12 protein-coding genes are annotated in these 19,224 nt (G+C 46.7%); 7 read left to right on the top strand and 5 right to left on the bottom strand.

The annotated features are described in order from the left end of the window. Nucleotides 1–100 precede the first annotated feature (100 nt). Together ACIDEJ_RS02255 and ACIDEJ_RS02250 are read left to right on the top strand one after the other, a co-directional pair. On the top strand, nt 101–4,378 hold the full coding sequence (locus ACIDEJ_RS02255) for an EAL domain-containing protein (RefSeq protein WP_411986457.1): 4,278 nt from the start codon (nt 101–103) through the stop codon (nt 4,376–4,378). A 136-nt stretch (nt 4,379–4,514) separates the two neighbouring features. Then, nucleotides 4,515–4,955, top strand: a complete 441-nt coding sequence (locus ACIDEJ_RS02250) for a hypothetical protein (RefSeq protein WP_411986456.1) — start codon at nt 4,515–4,517, stop codon at nt 4,953–4,955. Nucleotides 4,956–5,307: 352 nt separating this feature from the next. On the opposite strand, the gene ACIDEJ_RS02245 is transcribed toward ACIDEJ_RS02250, so the two are convergent. Together ACIDEJ_RS02245 and ACIDEJ_RS02240 are read right to left on the bottom strand one after the other, a co-directional pair. After that, nucleotides 5,308–7,761 carry an ABC transporter permease gene (locus ACIDEJ_RS02245; RefSeq protein ID WP_411986455.1) on the bottom strand — a complete coding sequence of 818 codons (2,454 nt, stop codon included), beginning with the start codon at nt 7,759–7,761 and terminating at the stop codon, nt 5,308–5,310. Nucleotides 7,762–7,772: 11 nt separating this feature from the next. Continuing rightward, a complete protein-coding gene (locus tag ACIDEJ_RS02240; protein WP_411986570.1) occupies nt 7,773–8,468 on the bottom strand; it encodes an ABC transporter ATP-binding protein in 696 nt (231 codons plus the stop codon). Between ACIDEJ_RS02240 and ACIDEJ_RS02235 the strand changes: the two genes are divergently transcribed. After that, nucleotides 8,449–9,072 (top strand): arylesterase, encoded by a 624-nt coding sequence (locus tag ACIDEJ_RS02235; RefSeq protein ID WP_411986454.1) that lies wholly within the window; start codon nt 8,449–8,451, stop codon nt 9,070–9,072. The two genes, ACIDEJ_RS02240 and ACIDEJ_RS02235, sit on opposite strands and share 20 nt — an antisense overlap. Before the next feature lie 445 nt (nt 9,073–9,517). Further along, on the top strand, nt 9,518–10,576 hold the full coding sequence (locus ACIDEJ_RS02230; protein ID WP_411986453.1) for a DUF3083 family protein: 1,059 nt from the start codon (nt 9,518–9,520) through the stop codon (nt 10,574–10,576). Between the two features lie 82 nt (nt 10,577–10,658). Here the strand turns inward: ACIDEJ_RS02230 and sohB are convergent, their stop codons facing one another. Further along, nucleotides 10,659–11,675 carry a protease SohB gene (sohB, locus tag ACIDEJ_RS02225; protein ID WP_411986452.1) on the bottom strand — a complete coding sequence of 339 codons (1,017 nt, stop codon included), beginning with the start codon at nt 11,673–11,675 and terminating at the stop codon, nt 10,659–10,661. Nucleotides 11,676–11,889: 214 nt separating this feature from the next. Between sohB and ycaO the strand changes: the two genes are divergently transcribed. Then, nucleotides 11,890–13,644, top strand: coding sequence for a 30S ribosomal protein S12 methylthiotransferase accessory factor YcaO (ycaO, locus tag ACIDEJ_RS02220; RefSeq protein WP_411986451.1), 1,755 nt, complete (start codon nt 11,890–11,892; stop codon nt 13,642–13,644). A 72-nt stretch (nt 13,645–13,716) separates the two neighbouring features. Here ycaO and focA read toward each other — a convergent pair whose 3' ends face one another. Next, nucleotides 13,717–14,571, bottom strand: a complete 855-nt coding sequence (gene focA / locus ACIDEJ_RS02215) for a formate transporter FocA (protein WP_411986450.1) — start codon at nt 14,569–14,571, stop codon at nt 13,717–13,719. 978 nt (nt 14,572–15,549) lie between these two features. Between focA and pflB the strand changes: the two genes are divergently transcribed. Then, entirely contained in the window at nt 15,550–17,832 is a 2,283-nt protein-coding gene (gene pflB, locus ACIDEJ_RS02210) for a formate C-acetyltransferase (RefSeq protein ID WP_411986569.1), read from the top strand. 47 nt (nt 17,833–17,879) lie between these two features. Further along, nucleotides 17,880–18,620, top strand: coding sequence for a pyruvate formate lyase 1-activating protein (pflA, locus tag ACIDEJ_RS02205; RefSeq protein ID WP_411986449.1), 741 nt, complete (start codon nt 17,880–17,882; stop codon nt 18,618–18,620). 2 nt (nt 18,621–18,622) lie between these two features. On the opposite strand, the gene yfbV is transcribed toward pflA, so the two are convergent. Continuing rightward, a complete protein-coding gene (gene yfbV, locus ACIDEJ_RS02200; RefSeq protein WP_411986448.1) occupies nt 18,623–19,066 on the bottom strand; it encodes a terminus macrodomain insulation protein YfbV in 444 nt (147 codons plus the stop codon). Nucleotides 19,067–19,224 lie beyond the last annotated feature (158 nt).

The following is a 19,224-nucleotide window of genomic DNA, read 5'->3' as shown; positions in this document are numbered from 1 at the left end:
GGTTACGATAAATCACAAAAATGTTAAACTTTGACAAAGCGGTTACTTTCTGAAAAAGTGACCATCAGAGACTTGGCATCCACTATAAAAAGACCACATTATGCCTGCACATTTTCTTGCAAAGTTACTCTATCTGTTCACGTTCACGGCCTTTTTTCTCGCTGCCACCGCCCAGGCAGAAGACACCTCGGAACCCCACCAGCCCCCAGTTCTCCTGAACGCCGAGAGTTATGGCGTATCTGATGGGCTATCCCAAAGCACCGTGACCTCCATCGCGGAAGATGATGATGGCTACATCTGGATAGGAACCCTCAATGGCCTAAATCGCTTTGATGGTAAAGAGTTCAAGCACTTTTTCAGTAACGATGGATCTGGGCTAAAAAGTTCATATATCACAGCCACTTTTTTCGATAAAAAAAATAATAGATTATTAATCGGAACGGATAATGGTCTATACGAATATAATAATTACACCGATAAATTCAAAGAATTATCAATAGATGATTCAATCATTGGGATTGATGAACAAGATGATAATCTACTCATCACAACAAACAACGGCCAATATTTTTTTAATGCACAGTCACAACATGAAATAAATCTATTAATAGAACCAAAAAAAATAAAAAAAAGCATCCTTTTAAATGGAGAAATTTACACACTAACGCATAGCAAAGAATTATATCTAAATAATTCTATTATTGACAATGGCATTACAGATTTTACTAGATTTGGAAATGAAATTTTCTTTGTTAAAAACGGTGACATTTTATCAACAAAAAACTCAACAAGTTATATCTATAAAAAAGGAAACGTAGAACATATATTTAACGATAAAGACACTCTATATGGCTACAATAACAAAGAGCTTTTCAAATTTAAAAATAATAAAAAAGAAACAATAGGTTACATAGAAAATAACATAGATGTTTCAAATTTAGTCATTTATGAAAAAGTAAAAAATGGAATAGTGCTTGCCAATTTAAGTGATGGGTTTGTATACATTAGAAATTCGAAAAATATAATTAAGACGATCAATGAAAATCTCGATACCATATGGGCATTAAAGTCAAACAATGAAGAAATTGTTGTTTCATCACAAAACAAAAACATAAATATATATGATAAAAGTTATAATCTAATATATACATATAACACTAATGATATAGGAGCCAAGTCAGCAATTCTTGCAAAAGAAAATCTGTACGTTGGAACAAAAACTGGATTAGATATTATCAACATAAAAAATGATGAAAAATATCATATAATAGACAGTCCCGTTTCTGCCATGTCTGAATCTCAAGATTATGTTTTTGTTGGAACGGCCAATGGCATTTTCTACCAAATAAACAAGTTAAATGGCAGTATAACGAAAAAGATAGTTATTGATGAGTTAAACCCGATTTTTGACATATATTTAAGCCCTGAAAAAGAGAATATTTATATCGCCTCACAAGGTGGTTTGTTTTTGATAAATAACAACAAATCATTAAATATCTATAATGATGACTTGGTTTTTTGCATTTCGGAATATAAAAATGAAATTTATTTTGGAACAAAAAATAAAATACTAAAAACAAGCGATGGAAAATTAAAAACCATATACACAAACAATCTCCCAATTTTTTCATTAAATATTGACAATGAAGATGGATTGATAGTGGCATCATCTATAGAAAAGATAATAATCTTACATGGGAAACATAACCCTATAATTTTGGATAGAAATTACGGTTCACAGTTTGAGTACAACACTCAGGGAATTATAAAAAAACAAGATGATTATTTTATTGGAGGAAGCGAAGGAATTAGTTACTTCAATATTGAAGAAGTTAAAAATACTATTTTGAACAGTGTAAAAATAAAAACATTAATCAGCGACCTTCTTATTTTTAACATTCCACAACCAGTCGACAACAAAATATTAGAAGCTGCAATAAGCAAAACAAAAAATATAACTTTAAAATACTCAGACTACCCATTTACATTAGTGTTCAACTCTCCATCAACTGACATTAAAAAGGACAAGCTTGAATATAAATATAGAATGCATGGGTTATCAGATACCTGGATATCATCCAAAGGCACTAACTCTGCCACATATACAAACTTATCTCCTGGTGAGTATATTTTTAGTGTATATGCAATCAATCCTATCACATTAGAAAATGGAACCATTAACAATTTAAAAATTCGAATAACCCCTCCTTGGTGGTTATCAATCATAGCAAAATCAGCATATATTATTATTGCGTCATTATTAACATTAGCATTTATAAAAGTATTACTCAGAAGAAGAGAAATTCAACACCAAATTGCATTAAGTGAAGAACGGTTAAAACTATCACTCTGGGGAAGTGGTGATGAAATGTGGGACTGGGATATTGAAGCAGGTAAAATTTATCGTTCAAATATCTGGGGTTCATTGGAATTCCCTCGCGATGGACAACGTTCTGGCAAGGCTGGAGAGGAAAGTAACATTCATCCACAAGATCAAGAACGGGTAAAAGAAGCATTACACCATCATTTTTATGGCGAAACAGATCATTTTGAAGCGACTTATCGCGTAAGAAGTAAAACCGGTGAATGGTTATGGATTCTGGATCGTGCAAAAATAGTCGAAAGAGATGATAAAGATCGTCCACTTCGAATGACCGGCACAATAAAAAACATCAGTAGTTTCAAAACGGCTGAAGAACAATTAAGGTTGTTTGAGCGTGCCATTGAGAATATTTCTGAAGGTGTATTCATTCTCAACACTGAATTCATTTTTGTTGAATTAAATGATGCTGCATGTGACATCACGCGCCATTCAAAGAAAAATATTTTAGGGGATGTTCTCAACTTTAATAGATATTCTGATGAATATAACAACCAAATTAAACAACTCTTGAAACAACAAGGTAAATGGAATACTGAAATCGAAGCAATTCGTGGAGATGGCTCCATGTTTTTAATGGAACTCACCATTGATGCCATTTACGATGAACAAGGATTATTAACGCATTATGTAGGTGTTTTTTCTGATATTTCGCAGAGAAAACAACAAGAAGAAGAATTGCGTCGGCTAACCAACAATGATTTGCTAACTGGCTTACCCAACCGTTCCAGCTTACAGGTGACACTGGAGAATTTAGTGAAAAAAGATCATCACCACACGTTGATGATCTTGGACTTGGATAATTTTAAAAAAATCAATGATTCTCTTGGTCATCAAGTTGGCGATGACTTACTTTGCCAAGTCTCCACCCGTCTCTTAAACATTATTCCTAAACATACGAACCTTTATCGATTGGGTGGTGATGAATTTGCCATTTTGGTAGATCAAAATCCGGATATTGGCTCCAGCGCCTTAATTGCCAATGACGTCATTGACGCATTTCGTGGACCATTCTTACTGTCTGGAGAAAATCTGGTGATAGGTGTGAGTATTGGTATCGTACTTTATCCAGAAGATGAACAAAATGAACAGGCATTATTACGTAAAGCCGATATTGCCATGTACCATGCGAAATCGGCAGGCGGTAATCGTTATCAATTTTACTCGGAGTCGCTTAATCGCAATGCGCTAAGACAATTAGAGGTTGAAAGCCTTATTCGGGAAGCATTAAAGAGTGATTATTTTGAGGTATATTTTCAACCTAAAATCCATCTGCGCACTGAAAGACTGGCCGGCATGGAAGCATTGGTAAGGCTCAACCATCCACAACACGGGCTTATCTCGCCTAGTGAGTTCATTCCGCTGGCAGAAGATACCGGATTAATTGTTGAAATTGGTGATGTTGTATTGAAAAAAGCTTGTTTTGCCGCACAGAAATGGCGTGAAGCAGGATTATTCTCTGGCAGAATTGCCGTCAATTTATCGTCACGACAGTTTGCCCTGCCCGATTTACAAAGCAGAATTGAGTCAATTTTACGTCTGACAAAACTACCTGCTAATAATTTAGAACTGGAGATTACCGAAGGTACCGTGATCAAACAGCCGGAAAAAGCCATAAAAGTAATGCAGCAACTTGCACGTATGGGGATTAATTTGGCTCTGGATGACTTTGGTACTGGTTATTCATCATTGTCTTATTTAAAACGTTTCCCAATCCATACCCTCAAAATAGATAAGGCTTTTATCGATGATATTGATAAATCAGACCGGGATCTCAAAATGGTGGACTCCATCATCACCATTGCTCATAACATGGGGCTGTCCGTAGTCGGGGAAGGGGTTGAGCAAACCACACAGCTCAATATCTTGCGAGCTTTAGATTGCGAAGAAATACAAGGTTTTATATACAGCAAAGCCATATCTGAAGCTGATTTCACCCAATATCTAACACAACATGCCATGAAAACCTCTCCCGATACCACCATCAAGGAAAGATAGATATACCCAGTGTCAAAAGAATGTTGGCATAACATCTGCTTCATCTCTCTGGTCTAGCGCCGAAGTCCATCGCTATCCATGTAACCTACTGCCTAAGAGAGATAAAGAGATGATGAAAGGAATAATTGTTACAGCTATGACGCTTTTAAGTGTTTCAGCTTTTGCCAATGTCAACACATCAACAGACAAGTACCTACTTGAGTCTCACACAACAGAAACTGCTGCGGTGCCTTACATTCGCATGCAGCCTATGGACACTGCCGCCGTGCCTTACATCCGCATGCAGCCCATGGAAACTGCCGCCGTGCCTTACATCCGCATGCAGCCCATGGACACTGCTGCCGTGCCTTACATCCGCATGCAGCCCATGGAAACTGCTGCCGTGCCTTATATCCGCATGCAGTCCATGGAAACTGCCGCCGTGCCTTATATCCGCATGCAGCCCATGGAAACTGCTGCCGTGCCTTACATCCGCATGCAGCCCATGGAAACTGCCGCCGTGCCTTATATCCGCATGCAGCCCATGGAAACTGCCGCCGTGCCTTATATCCGCATGCAACCTATTGCAATCGCTTAACGAGGTAACACACCATGATCAACTCAATCAAAAAAATCCTGGGTTTTTCTAAGCCTCAACGTAAAAAAGCCCAATTGCCTGAAGGACTGCAGCACTTGGAAGTGGTGACAGCTAAAGGCTGGTGGAATTAAGAGTCATACACTTAAACGTGATGAAATAAAGAAAGAGAGCCATGCTCTCTTTCTTATTTTCCATAACCCATTAAAGCCAGAAGCGTAATCTCCAAGCAATCATTCACCGTCAAAAATAACGATGCCAATAATCAATGGCGACATTATTCTGAATGTAAGCGGCGAATAATTGCCTTTTCGCTTAAGCATCAGGCAATAATTTGCCTGGTGCTGATTCACACCTAAGCCCGCTGCAGTAATTCAGCACACGATTTTTGCAATAATTGCCGGCAACGCCATAATCCTAAAAAAGCCACCAACAAGGCGCCACTAAGCGGTGCCAGCCACCACCACAGCCAATGAAAATAGACTTGTAGTTCAAATACCTGGGTTTTAAGAAGCCAAACAGCACACTCTGTCACTATCACTGCTAATACACCCGATACCGCTCCCAATAAAGCAAACTCACCGGCGGTGGCCCAAGTAAGCAACCGGCTTGGTGCGCCAAAGGTCCTGAGCACTGCCAATTCTCGCTGGCGGCTTGCCATACCGGCTTCGGTTTGGGCCAGCATCACCAGACAACTCCCCATCACCACCAGTAATAACACCAGTGTTAATGCCAACGACACCTGGGAAACAATCCCCTTTAATTGCTGAAGAATGGCACCCACATCAATGATGGAGACGGTTGGGAATTGGCGGATAAAATCCAGAATGACATCTTGTTGTGCCGCCTCCAGATGAAAACTGGCCATTGAGGTATAAGCAAAAGGAGCCAACATCTCTTGGGTAAAAATCATGAAAAAATTGGGTTGCATGGTTTCCCACTGCACTTTGCGAATACTGCTTACCCGTACATCAATCTTTTGGTTATCGATGGTAAACCCCAGATGATCGCCCAATTTCAGTCCCAGACGTTCTGCCAGTCCTGACTCCACAGACACCTCATCCGCCATCTGGTTAAACTGCCCCTGCAATAACTGGTTATAGGGCGGTAAATCATGCCGCCATGTCAGGTTAAGCTCCCGGGAGATCCCCAATCGTCCCTGCTGCCCTTGTGTTTGCTGCTCGGTGTTAATCACCGCTTCACCATTGACCGTACTCAAACGCCCGCGGATCACCGGATAAATGGCGGTTGCATTCAAATGATGCTGCTGCAAAAAATCCTGCACGGCTGCCACATCTTCCGGCGCAATGTTAACCAGAAAGTAGTTGGGAGCATTCTTTGGCAACTGCTGTTGCCATTCTTCCAGCAAATCCTGTCGTAACGCGAGAATAATAAGTAACAGCACCAAAGCACTGGAAAAGCCCACCAGCTGCAATGTGTTTTGCCTGGCCCTGCGTCGCAAGCCGGCAAGGGCAAGCGCCAAGGGATTGGTGGTTTTCATGCCCACCGTTTGCCCCAGACGCAGCATCAATAATCCCATAATGCCCAACAAGGCGCCTAACAATACAACGCCGGCCATCACGCTCAACGTCAGGGTTAATGACCGTGAATACAGCCAACCCAACAGCCCCATGGCACATAGACTCAACAAAAAATGTAACCATGCCCCCCAGCCGGAGCCTTCCAATTGCCGCTGCAGCACCCGCAAAGGCGGAATGTTCAATAAACGCAACAGCGGGTAAGCGGAAAACATAAAGGCACTGACCATGCCGGTAGCAACACCCAACCACAATGGCCTTAAAACCGGAGCGGAATATGCGGCAATTTCTGCAGGTAATGTCAGGCTAATGGCGGCATCCAGCAAAAAACCGCCCATCAGTCCCAACACCACCCCTACAACGGTCACCAACAGCAAGTGCAGGCCAAATAATGTGCGTAACTGTTGAGTGCTGGCGCCAAAGGTTTTCATCATGGCGACCACATCATAATGGCGTTGGCAATAGCGCTGCGCGGCAATGCCAATGGCAGCACAAGCCAAGGCAATTCCCAACAAACTCGACAGCAACAAAAAACGCTCGGCACGCTGCACCGCACTGGCAATGGGCGAGTCGCCGGACTGCACGTCAACCCAACGCTGACTGCTGCTCAACAAGGGCTTGGCATAAGCGGCAAATGCCTGCAATTGCGCTTTGCTACCCGCCAGCTGATAAAGATACGTCACCCGGCTCCCCGGCCGGATAACACCGGTAGCGGCCACATCTTCCAGCCGCATCAGCACCAGCGGCGCCGATGCAAAAATATTAAATCCTGCATCAGGCAAACGGCTAAGTGCCGATTGCAGCCTAAACGTGCCATTGCCCAATTCAACCTGGGATGGCTGCCCCAGCAAAGCGCCTAAGCGGCTTTCATACCAAAGGCTCCCACGCGCTGGCAATTTATCTGTTTTACCAGAAAGAAGCTCAATGTTGCCCTTAAGGGGGTAGGCGTCATCCACGGCCCTTACGGTCACCAACTGAAAAGCGTCTGCGCTATAAACCATGGAGTTAAATTGCAGGTTTTTTGACAGTTTCAGCCCAAAATCCGTGGCTTTTTGCAATAAGGCATCATCCAGTGGCACCGGTGAATTGATGACCCGGTCAGCCGCAATGAATTGACTGGCCTGACCGTTAATTGCCACCTGCAACCGCTCGCTCACCCGTGCAAGGCCCGTCACCGACAACACGGCCAAAGCCAGTGCCAGAATAATCAGCAGCAGTTGCCCTTGTTTGAGTTCTCGCAAAAAAAGCCGCCAGGCCAACATCCATGCCATCGTCAAATCTCCTAAGATACCGGGGTCCGGGTGGGCTCGGACAATTGGCCGTCAGCCATCAGGAGCTGGCGCTCACAACGATGGGCCAATTGCAGATCGTGGGTCACCAGAATCAGTGTGGTAGCGCTTTCCTGGTTCAGGGCAAACAACATGTCTGCCACTCTGTCGGCATTTTGCTTGTCCAGATTCCCGGTCGGTTCATCGGCAAACAATACCTTAGGCGCACAAATGAAAGCTCTGGCAATGGCAACCCGCTGTTGCTCACCACCGGACAACTGCTTGGGGTAGTGGGATAATCGGTGTGCCAACCCTACCCGCTGCAGCATCTTCTTGGCGAGATTGCGAACATCCTGCATGCCGGCCAATTCCGCCGGCAGCATTACGTTCTCCAGCGCCGTCAGCGTATCCACCAGCATGAATGACTGGAAAATGAAACTCACCTTCTGCTTGCGCAGCGCCGCTTTTTGTTCTTCATTCAACCCTGACAATGGCGTACCGTCGAGCCAAATCTCACCGGATGTGGGCGTATCCAGCGCGGCCAACAAGCCCAACAATGTGGATTTGCCCGAACCGGACGGCCCCAGGATGGCCACACTCTGTCCCGGCTTGACATCCAAATTGATGCCTTTCAGGATAGTCAGTTCACCTTCCTGGGTGGTTACCGTTTTCACTAACTGGGAAACTTTTATGGCACTGTGGTTCAAAATCGCTTCCTTATATCGTCTGTTGCTTGGGCTGCCTTTATTGCTGTTGGTGTTGTCCACCCCATTGCAGGCAGCCACACTGCTGGTATTGGGTGACAGCCTTGGCGCCAGTTATGGCGTTGCCGAGCAAAAAGGCTGGGTTGAGGGGCTGCGGCAAGCCTTGCCAGAGCATACCATTGTTAATGCCTCCGTCAGTGGTGAAACCAGTGCCGGGGGGCTGAGACGGTTACCCGCCTTGTTGCAATCCGTGCATCCTGATGTGTTATTGGTGGAGCTTGGCGGCAATGACGGACTGCGGGGATTTCCTCCGGCAGTGCTGGAAAAAAACCTGAAAAGCATCATTGCGCTTGCCGATAAAAGCAACACCAAGATACTACTGTCTCAGGTAATGGTGCCACCCAATTATGGGCCCCGCTACGAAAAAGCCTTTATGGCGGTATATGATCGGCTGGCGCAACAGCCCCATGTTACCTTGATCCCGTTTTTTATGACCATCATCGCTCCTTACCCCGAGCTGATGCAACGTGACGGAATACACCCCAACGAACAGGCACAGGACAAAATCACCCAGTTTATGTTGCCTTGGGTGCAGCAAGCCTTACAGTAAGGTCGATGCAAGCGGCAAGCACCACCGCCACGGCATTTAAAATCACCCAAACCCATAGTGAATAATGCCAACATTTAAGCTTGATTACAGAATTATTCGCTACCATGCTATTTGCCAGTTAACCATGGGGAGCAAATGGCACCTCAACAACTGCCAACAACATTTCCAACGGCGTTGAAAGCCCTTTTGCACGCATGTTGTCCATCGGGTTATCTCATCTGAAACCACATGTTTACGGAGCGTGGGCATCTAAAAATGGCGCCATGTCAACAAGTTGGTCAACGATCACGTTTTTTTAAAAATTTCAGATTAGTTTTATTCATAAAAACGGTAACTTAGCATTAATAAATGTCGTGCAGAAAGCCGCTTGTCAGCTATATTTCCCCATGGCAAAAACGATTAAAATATCCTCATTCGTTGAACAGCGTTCTACAAGGAATCCTTTATGTTGCTGCAAAAACTATACGTACCTCTGGCTACGCGCACCAACCAATACATTATGGCCGACGTCAAAATCACTGACGCTTTACTGGCACATTACGACAGCCTGGAGCATTGCTATCGCAGCATCAGTGAACAGTTTTTCAAATTAGCCGAAGAGCAGGCACTGTTTAACGTGCATGTTATCGCCAACGATAAACTGCCCATCGTGCGCTATCACTCAGAGGCGTACACCCTGCAAACCACTGAGCAGATCCTGTTTTTCTATAACCCGGCATACCATGAAGCCCAGAGCCTGTATTTTGAGCCAGGCTATCAAGCGCGCAAACTGCGCTTCCTGTTTTTGGCCACAGGCAGTGATATTCGCGCGAATGCCGCCAATTTCCACAATCGTGTACGGGCGGTGATTAACGATTTGTTGCCGTTGTTACCCGAACCCCAGTTAGCGGTGAAAGTGCGCGATCACCAGCACATGACTTATGATTTGTTTGCCGCGGCCAAAGGCGAAAATAAAACTTACGGCTACAAGCTGCGCAACATTTACATGCGCTATAAGTCCAGACAGTGCGAACTGCCATCCAACTACACCTCTACGGCCCATGTAAAAGTGACGCTGCCCCTGAGTCGTCAGTTGAAAACATCAGTATTGAAAGAAAATACAGGTGATTATTCTGCACTTTATCAATACCTGGAAGACCGCTTTCTGGCGGCCGTCAAACAAAAGCATCTGAAACACGTGGCCATGGTGGGTAACGGCCTGACCCCCTTGGTGCGTAACAGTAAATATGAAGAGTTGGGCACCACCAAAGAAACCGTGCTTATCGGTTTTAACCCCAACGACAATGAACCCAAATTTTTACAGCACTGGGATGGGAAAAAGCAGGTGGAAGCCGTGGATTTCATCTTGGTGGCCACCCATGATGATTACTCTGAGCCGGGTTATTGCCGTTACATGAATCAGGTGGAAGCCGCACTGAAAGAATTTGCCAAAGCCATAGGCCTTGATCCGAAAACCCAAGAGATGATGGTCGGGTTTTATCAGCACATCAGTTACCCGCTGTAACACTGCCAACTCTATCGCTTATCCATCAGGCGTAAAAAAGGCAAGGTCACAAACCTTGCCTTTTCAGTTCACCGACAACCCGCTACATCGGGCGGTTTTTCTGCAGTAACCGGTCGTAGCATTCATTCAGCATCAAGGCGGCACTGTGCGCCAGTTTGTCTGTGATCTTCTTGCGGATTTGATACCGTACCCGGATCACCTGTTTTTCATCCGCCAACGTCATAAGCAGATCATCACTGGTGCCAATCTCGTCTACCAGATGCAAGTCCAGGGCTTGTTGCCCGTACCAGTGTTCACCGGTCGCCACATCGGATAACACCAGTTGGGGCCTGAAATTGCTGACAAATCCTTTAAACAGCTGGTGCGTCTGCTCCAGCTCTTCCCGGAACTTGGCCCTGCCCTCATCGGTATTTTCACCAAATAGCGTTAACGTGCGCTTGTATTCCCCGGCAGTGTGCTGCTCATAATCAATGTCGTGTTTTCGCAGCAACCGGTTAAAGTTGGGTATTTGCGCAACAACACCAATGGAACCCACGATGGCAAAGGGTGCCGCCACAATGTGGTTGGCCACACAAGCCATCATGTAGCCGCCACTGGCCGCCACTTTATCCACACACACGGTCAAAGGCAGTCCGGCCCGCCTGATCCGCTCCAGCTGGCTGGCCGCCAACCCGTAGCCATGCACCATGCCGCCGCCGCTTTCCAGGTTCAGTACCACTTGGTCATCCGGGTTGGCAATGGCCAACACCGCCGAAATCTCCTCTCGAAGTGACGCCACCTCCGCCGCCTCAATGCCGCCTTTAAATTCCAGCACAAACACACGCTGACGAGGAGACTCACCCGCTTGTTTTTCTTTGGCTTTTTGCTCTGCTTTCTGGGTTTTCTGATATTTTTTTAACGCTTTTTTATCCAGCAATTCCGCCATCAGGTGCTGACGCAATGACTGCAGCTCATCGCTGATGTGGGTCAGTTTCAGTTCACCCCGTTCATGTTTTTGTTTCATGGATGCGGCAACAATGACCACTACAACGGCAGCCACAGCCACCACAATGGTAATGGCTTTTGCCAAAAACAATCCGTAATCGTATAAAAATTCCACGTTATCTGACCTTGGCAGCCTGTCGCTGCAACATATCAAAAATGACGCTCATTCTAGCAGCCAAGATGTTGATTAAAAACCTCTACATGCCAAGGGGATTAAAACCGGCAAACCACCGCAAGGCTCCCGGGCATACCGGATAATTATTGCTGGCATTAACAGCGATTATGCTAATATGCGCCCCCAACACACTGGTCGTCGTTTAAGGTTTTCCATGACTCTGACATATATCCCCGGCAAGGATGCAGCCCTTGAGGTTTCCATCCGCACCATGCAACAGCAACTCGCAACACTTGGTTTTGATATTGAACAGGTGTCTTGGTTAAACCCGGTGCCTAACGTGTGGTCAGTGCATATCCGTGACAGTCACTGCCCGGCATGCTTTAGCAACGGCAAAGGTGCCAGCCGGGAAGCCGCACTGGCCAGTGCTCTTGGTGAATTCATTGAACGGCTTAGCTGCAATTACTTTTTTGCCGATTTTTATCTGGGTGACACACTGGCCAATGCCGATTACGTGCATTATCCCGATGAAAAATGGTTTGCGCTAAACGGCCAACGGCCAAAAGGCTTGCTGAACGACGAGTTATGGCAATATTACGATCCGGAGCAGCAACTGGAACCGGAAACATTGGTGGACGTGCAATCAGCCAATGCACAGCGGGGCATTTGCGCCCTGCCGTTTGAGCGGCAATCAGACGGTGAGCGGGTGTACATTCCCATGAACATCATTGGCAACCTTTATGTAAGCAATGGCATGTCTGCCGGTAACAGTAAAACCGAAGCCCGCACCCAGGCATTGTCAGAATGCTTTGAGCGCTATGTTAAAAACCAAATTATTGCCGATGCCATTTCATTACCGGAAATTCCGGCACAAGTGATTGCCCGCTTTCCGAAAATCCAGCAAGCCATTAGTGCACTGGAGCAGGAAGGCTTTCCCATCACCTGCTTTGATGCCTCGTTAGGGGGCCGTTATCCCGTGGTGTGTGTTACCCTGTTCAATCCGCAAAACAGTGGCTGTTTTGCCTCCTTTGGTGCCCATCCCCGATTTGAAGTGGCCCTGGAGCGTACGGTAACCGAGCTGTTGCAAGGGCGCAGCCTAAAAGATCTGGATATTTTCCCATCCCCCAGTTTCAACAATGATGAAGTGGCCGATCATAACAACTTAGAAACCCATTTCATTGACTCATCAGGACTGGTTTCGTGGGATCTGTTTAAGCAAACCCCGGATTTCCTTTTCAATGAATGGGATTTCCGTGGCACGACAGAAGAAGAATTTGCCCATTTGCTGGCCATTTTCCACGATGAGGGCGCCGAGGTTTACATTGCCGATTACCAGCATTTAGGCTTCCCCGCCTGCCGGGTACTGGTGCCGGGTTACTCTGAAATCTATCCGGTGGATGACCTGTCCTACGCCAACAATAATCGCGGCATGCAGCTGCGTAACCTGCTGCAACAGTGGCTGCAAAACCCAACCGAGCAGGCACTGGCAAACCAAGTGCTGCAAGAAGTCAACGCCCTGGACGTGGATGAATTTCAACCGCTTGATCAACTGCTGTGCATTGCCGTGGATGGGGACAGCCCTTGGGCCACCTTACGGATAGGGGAGCTGCGCTGCTTGCTGGCCCTCGCCAGTGGCGACCATGAAGAAGCCCAGGAATGGGCCCAGTGGACCATTGACTTCAACGCCTATGGCATTGCCGGTAACAAACAACAACGTTTACGCTTTTATCATGCCTTGCTGGCGTTATTGCAAATCCAGGGGGAAGGTTCGGATGAACAGGAATATGTAGGCAAACTGCAGCGCTTGTTTACCACACCATATGTGGCACTGGCACAGGCTCACATACAAGGGCGGCAGGCCGCCTATGATTTGCCCCTGCCACAAGGGCTGCTGGGCTTTGATAAACATCAAAGCCTGCTGCAGGCTTATGAAAAATTGCAGCGTGCCAAAGCCCTGGCGGATAAATAGCCGTAACACCGGTGATCCCCAATAAAAAAACGGCCACAAGCCGTTTTTTTATTGGGTGCCGCAACGGGTTAATCAGTCACGGGAAATGGCATTGGCATCTTTGGCACCAGACGCTTTTTCCGTAGCCCAAATGCCCAAGCCGATAAACCCGGCACCGCCCACGATATTGCCCAAAGTGACGGGAATTAAATTGGCACTGATAATGTGGCCCACACTCAGCGCTTCCAGCACTTCAGGGGTGTAACCATGGCTCAACAGCAATTCTTGCGGCAACAGATAAGAGAATGCCACACCTACCGGCAACATGAACATATTGGCGATACTGTGCTCAAATCCGGTCGAGACGAACAAGGCTACCGGCATCACCATGAGCAACACCTTGGCGCTGATTTCCTTGCTCATGTAGGCAAACCATACCGCCAGACACACCATGATGTTACACATCATGCCCAGCACAAAAGCCTGGGTCCAAGTGTGATGCACCTTATGCAGTGCAATGCCAATCACATTCAAGCCCCATTGGCCACCGGCAGTCATGTACAAACCGCCGGCGCACACCAAACCGACCAGAATTAACGCCCCAATGGCATTACCTATGTAAACTTCACCCCAGCAGCATAACATTCTGCCAAGACTGACCCGCCCCTGGGCACATGCCACGGCCGACAATACGGTACTGGTAAACAGCTCCATCCCGAACAGCACAACCAGCATCAAGCCCAAACTGAATACAGTGCCCCCCATCAGATGCACCGCCCCCCAATGAGCATCAGCATTGCCGGTGGTTACCGTGACATAAAAGACAAACGCCAGACCAATGAAAAATCCCGCATAAATTGCTTGTATAAAACGAAAGAGTGAGGGCTTGTTGACTTTACCTTCACCACTGGCGATGACGGTTTGCAAATGCTCAGAAAACAGTTTCATTTTTTCACCTAATTGGGCAGCCCCAGAACCCCTAGCCGAAGATCTGATCAGCGAACAGGCCATGAATGCTTCGGTCTGCCAAAAACATTGATTAATTTTCGACCCAAGAATCGCAAAGAATAGAACTATTTGATTTTTAAGAAAAAATTACGAACATACTCTAGCGGTGATGTATTTATGCCTTATTTAGCTATTCAGAATCAATTCCTGCTGTAAAAGATGCGCGCTATCTCGCAGATCATCTGATTAATCAATGCCAGTTCAAATTTTAAATGTAATGGCCCATTGCCATCTCTCATAACCTTAATTCAGCACCTTTACCCGGTAGTTTTTGCGGTCAATAATTAACCAACAAGAAGCTTGTCACATTACGTAACCAAACTGTTACATGGCAGGGTTATTAATTAGTAATGATTAACATGTCGCGTTTCATAACATAAATTCATGGCGGTTCAGTGACCCATATCATGTTTTTTATGATAAAACGGGGCACCACTTCAGAGGGGGTGTCGGTTAGCAAAAGGATAACGCAATAGCATATATGTCTGTGGCCTTGCTCAAAGATTAATTTAAACAGCAGGTTATCAATTGATTAGAGTAATTACTCGCCATTTCGCCACACAAGTTATCTGTACTTTAGCGGTTCAACAGCGAATTTAACTGGCTGACATAGATCGTAATTGTCTGAAATTTGATAACTCAGTAGCAATTTTAGGATTAACTTAATTCGCAAAGTCGTGAAGTGGTGTGACCAATATGAATCTTATGTTAATATCTTTCTGGACAATTGGTCTTACCAATTCAAGGTTAAGGGCATTTACAGATATTCTTCAATCGGTAAAAGACCGATTGCATTGGTAGCTGGTGCTTAGCCATCCGACCAGATAGCTAGGCAACAAACTGAACAGGGGTTAACGTCCCGAGGAAACAGACAGGACACTAATCCCGCCCACTTTATCAAACAAAAGGTGAAGTATGATGACCGACACAACTGATCTGTTCCAAAAAGCTTGGGAAGGTTTTGTACCCGGTGACTGGAAATCTGAGGTCAACCTGCGTGACTTTATCCAGAACAACTACGCCCCTTACGAGGGTGACGAAACATTCCTAGCTGGTCCAACTGCGGCCACCAACACTTTGTGGGAAAAAGTGATGGAGGGCATCAAGCAGGAAAACAGCACTCATGCCCCTGTCGATTTTGACACCGACAAAGTCTCCACCATCGATTCTCATGACGCCGGTTACATTGACCAGGGTCTCGAAAGCATTGTTGGTTTACAAACTGATGCACCACTGAAACGGGCCCTGTTGCCTAACGGTGGTGTACGCATGGTTGAAGGTTCATGCAAGGCTTATGGCCGTGAACTGGATCCACAAATCAGCTACATCTACAGCGAACTGAGAAAAACCCATAACCAGGGCGTTTTCGATGTTTACACCCCAGAAATTCTTGCTTGTCGTAAATCAGGCGTTCTGACCGGTTTGCCAGATGCCTACGGCCGCGGCCGTATCATCGGTGACTACCGTCGTGTTGCCCTGTACGGTATCGACTACCTGATGAAAGACAAGTTCGCTCAGTTCACCTCTTTGCAGACTCAGATGGAAGAAGGTGAAAACCTGAATGACGTCATCCAGCTGCGTGAAGAAATTGCTGAACAGCATCGTGCCCTGGCCCAGATGAAAAACATGGCCGCCAAGTACGGTATTGACATCTCTGGTCCTGCCACCAATGCCAAAGAAGCCATCCAGTGGACTTACTTCGGTTATCTGGCTGCAGTGAAGAGCCAGAACGGTGCGGCAATGTCTCTGGGTCGTACTTCTACCTTCCTGGACATCTACATTGAGCGTGACCTGAAAAAAGGCCTGCTGACTGAAGAACAGGCTCAGGAAATGATCGACCACTTCGTCATGAAGCTGCGTATGGTTCGCTTCCTGCGTACCCCTGAATACGATGAGCTGTTCTCTGGTGACCCAATCTGGGCAACAGAATCTATCGGCGGTATGGGCCTTGACGGTCGTACCCTGGTAAGCAAAACCAGCTTCCGCTTCCTGCACACCCTGTACAACATGGGCCCTAGCCCAGAGCCAAACATCACTGTACTGTGGTCAGAATCCCTGCCAGAAGCATTCAAGAAATACTGCGCCAAAGTATCTATTGACACCAGCTCCATCCAGTATGAAAACGATGACCTGATGCGTCCTGATTTCGAATCAGACGATTACGGTATCGCCTGCTGCGTAAGCCCAATGGTGATCGGTAAGCAGATGCAGTTCTTCGGCGCTCGTGCCAACCTGGCAAAAACCCTGTTGTACTCCATCAACGGTGGTGTTGACGAAAAACTGAAAAAGCAAGTTGGTCCGAAAAACGAACCAATCACTGCTGACGTGCTGACCTTCGATGAAGTGATGGGCCGTCTGGACAACATGATGGACTGGTTGGCCACTCAATATGTGACTGCCCTGAACACCATCCACTTCATGCACGACAAGTACTCTTACGAAGCCGCCCTGATGGCTTTGCATGACCGTGATGTACGTCGCACCATGGCATGTGGTATTGCCGGTCTGTCCATTGCTGCCGACTCACTGTCTGCCATCAAGTACGCCACTGTTAAACCAGTACGTGACGAAGACGGCATCGCCGTTGATTTCGAAATCGAAGGCGAATATCCGAAATTCGGTAACAACGACGCCCGCGTTGACGAAATCGCTTGCGACCTGGTACAGCGCTTCATGGATAAAATCCGTCACAAGCAGATGTATCGTAACGCAATCCCGACTCAGTCAATTCTGACCATCACCTCTAACGTGGTTTATGGTAAGAAAACAGGTAACACCCCTGACGGTCGTCGCGCCGGTGCGCCATTTGCACCAGGTGCAAACCCAATGCACGGCCGTGACGAGCAAGGTGCGGTAGCCTCCCTGACTTCTGTGGCTAAACTTCCGTTTGCCCACGCTCAGGACGGTATCTCTTACACCTTCTCTATTGTGCCTAACGCACTGGGTAAAGAAGATGACGCCCGCCGCGCCAACCTGGCTGCGCTGATGGACGGTTACTTCTCCCACAAACCAGGCCATGAAGGCGGTCAGCACCTGAACGTTAACGTGATGAACCGTGAAATGCTGGAAGACGCCATGGTACACCCTGAGAAATATCCTCAGCTGACCATCCGCGTATCCGGTTATGCAGTACGCTTTAACTCCCTGACGCCTGAACAGCAGCAGGATGTTATTACCCGTACTTTCACTAAATCTATCTAAATATCGCTGGCTGCAATGGCAACATTGCAGCCTTTTCAGGAGCATTGATGACAGTTACCGGAAAAGTTCATTCCATTGAATCTTTTGGCACCGTAGATGGCCCGGGCATTCGCTTTATCGCTTTCATGCAAGGGTGCTTGATGCGCTGCAAATACTGTCACAACCGCGACACCTGGGATTTAGATGATGGCAAGAGTGTAACGGTCGATGAGTTGATGGAGCAGATCCTCAGTTATCGGCCGTTTTATGAATCCAGCGGTGGTGGTGTAACTGCCAGCGGTGGTGAAGCAGTGTTGCAGGCAGAGTTTGTCGCCGAATGGTTCAAAGCCTGTAAGCAACACGGTATCCATACCTGTCTCGATACCAACGGTTTTGTCCGCAAGTACACACCGGTTATTGATGCATTGTTGGATAACACTGATCTGGTCATGCTCGACATAAAACAGATGGATGATGCCAAGCACATCGATTTGACCAAAGTGAGCAACCAGAGAACCTTGCAATTTGCAAGATACCTCGCCCAGCGGGGACAAAAGACCTGGATTCGTTACGTAGTGGTCAACGGATACACTGAGGATGAAGCCTCTGCCGAGTTACTCGCCGAGTTCATTCAGCCCATGCAGAATGTGGAAAAAGTGGAACTCCTCCCCTACCATGAACTGGGAAAACACAAGTGGGAGGCGATGGGAGAAGCCTACGAACTGGAAGGTGTTTCACCTCCTAGCCACGACACAATGGAAAAGATCAAAGCGGTATTCACCAAGCGCGGGATCAACGCCAGTTACTAAGGCTAAATCTCGTCCCAGAAACTGGCATCAAGACGTTCAAACGCCAATTTCAGAATCACCGCCATGTCCATATAACAGGCCTTAGCGCCAAGTGGACGCGACCCGGCGCCCTGCTCTATCAGTCTGGCGTTGAGTTGATTGCCCCACTCCAGCAGTGATAAGGGTAGAGGATGACGAGCTCGCCATCCCAGCCAAAACATCCCCTGGAGCGGCATGCTGATGAAAAACAGGATGGTGGCAAGCGCCTGTGGCAAATATGCCCATCCATACAAATAAAGCTGGCTACCGCCAGCGAGCAGGGCCAAACCAGGCATAAGGGTAGTGGCCAAACGGGTAGCGCGAATGACGCGAAACTCGGGAAAGTGATAACCCAGTTGCCGAACCAAGGGCCAGGTCTTCATGTAGCGTTGACCATCACCCAGGGTTTTCAGGATGCCAGAATTCAAGGAACGCCCCTGCTTTTGATTGAATGCTTCTACCTTAGCATATTTCCAAAAAACGCCCCAACACAGAAACGGGCGCTGACAACGGAAATACTAAGTAAACACCGGTTCGGAAGCTGGCTTTCCGGATCAGTTAATAAAACGGCATAAGGTTTATTAAG

This window comes from Shewanella mytili (genome assembly GCF_046765975.1).
Lineage (GTDB): Bacteria > Pseudomonadota > Gammaproteobacteria > Enterobacterales > Shewanellaceae > Shewanella > Shewanella mytili.
Note: the sequence above shows the minus strand (reverse complement) of the source record. Positions and strands in the feature narration are given on the sequence as shown.

Coding starts and splice junctions, on each gene's coding strand:
- ACIDEJ_RS02255 (WP_411986457.1), top strand. CDS start 101: ATGCCTGCACATTTTCTTGCAAAGTTACTCTATCTGTTCACGTTCACG.
- ACIDEJ_RS02250 (WP_411986456.1), top strand. CDS start 4,515: ATGACGCTTTTAAGTGTTTCAGCTTTTGCCAATGTCAACACATCAACA.
- ACIDEJ_RS02245 (WP_411986455.1), bottom strand. CDS start 7,761: ATGGCATGGATGTTGGCCTGGCGGCTTTTTTTGCGAGAACTCAAACAA.
- ACIDEJ_RS02235 (WP_411986454.1), top strand. CDS start 8,449: ATGGCACTGTGGTTCAAAATCGCTTCCTTATATCGTCTGTTGCTTGGG.
- ACIDEJ_RS02230 (WP_411986453.1), top strand. CDS start 9,518: ATGTTGCTGCAAAAACTATACGTACCTCTGGCTACGCGCACCAACCAA.
- ycaO (WP_411986451.1), top strand. CDS start 11,890: ATGACTCTGACATATATCCCCGGCAAGGATGCAGCCCTTGAGGTTTCC.
- focA (WP_411986450.1), bottom strand. CDS start 14,571: ATGAAACTGTTTTCTGAGCATTTGCAAACCGTCATCGCCAGTGGTGAA.
- pflB (WP_411986569.1), top strand. CDS start 15,550: ATGACCGACACAACTGATCTGTTCCAAAAAGCTTGGGAAGGTTTTGTA.
- pflA (WP_411986449.1), top strand. CDS start 17,880: ATGACAGTTACCGGAAAAGTTCATTCCATTGAATCTTTTGGCACCGTA.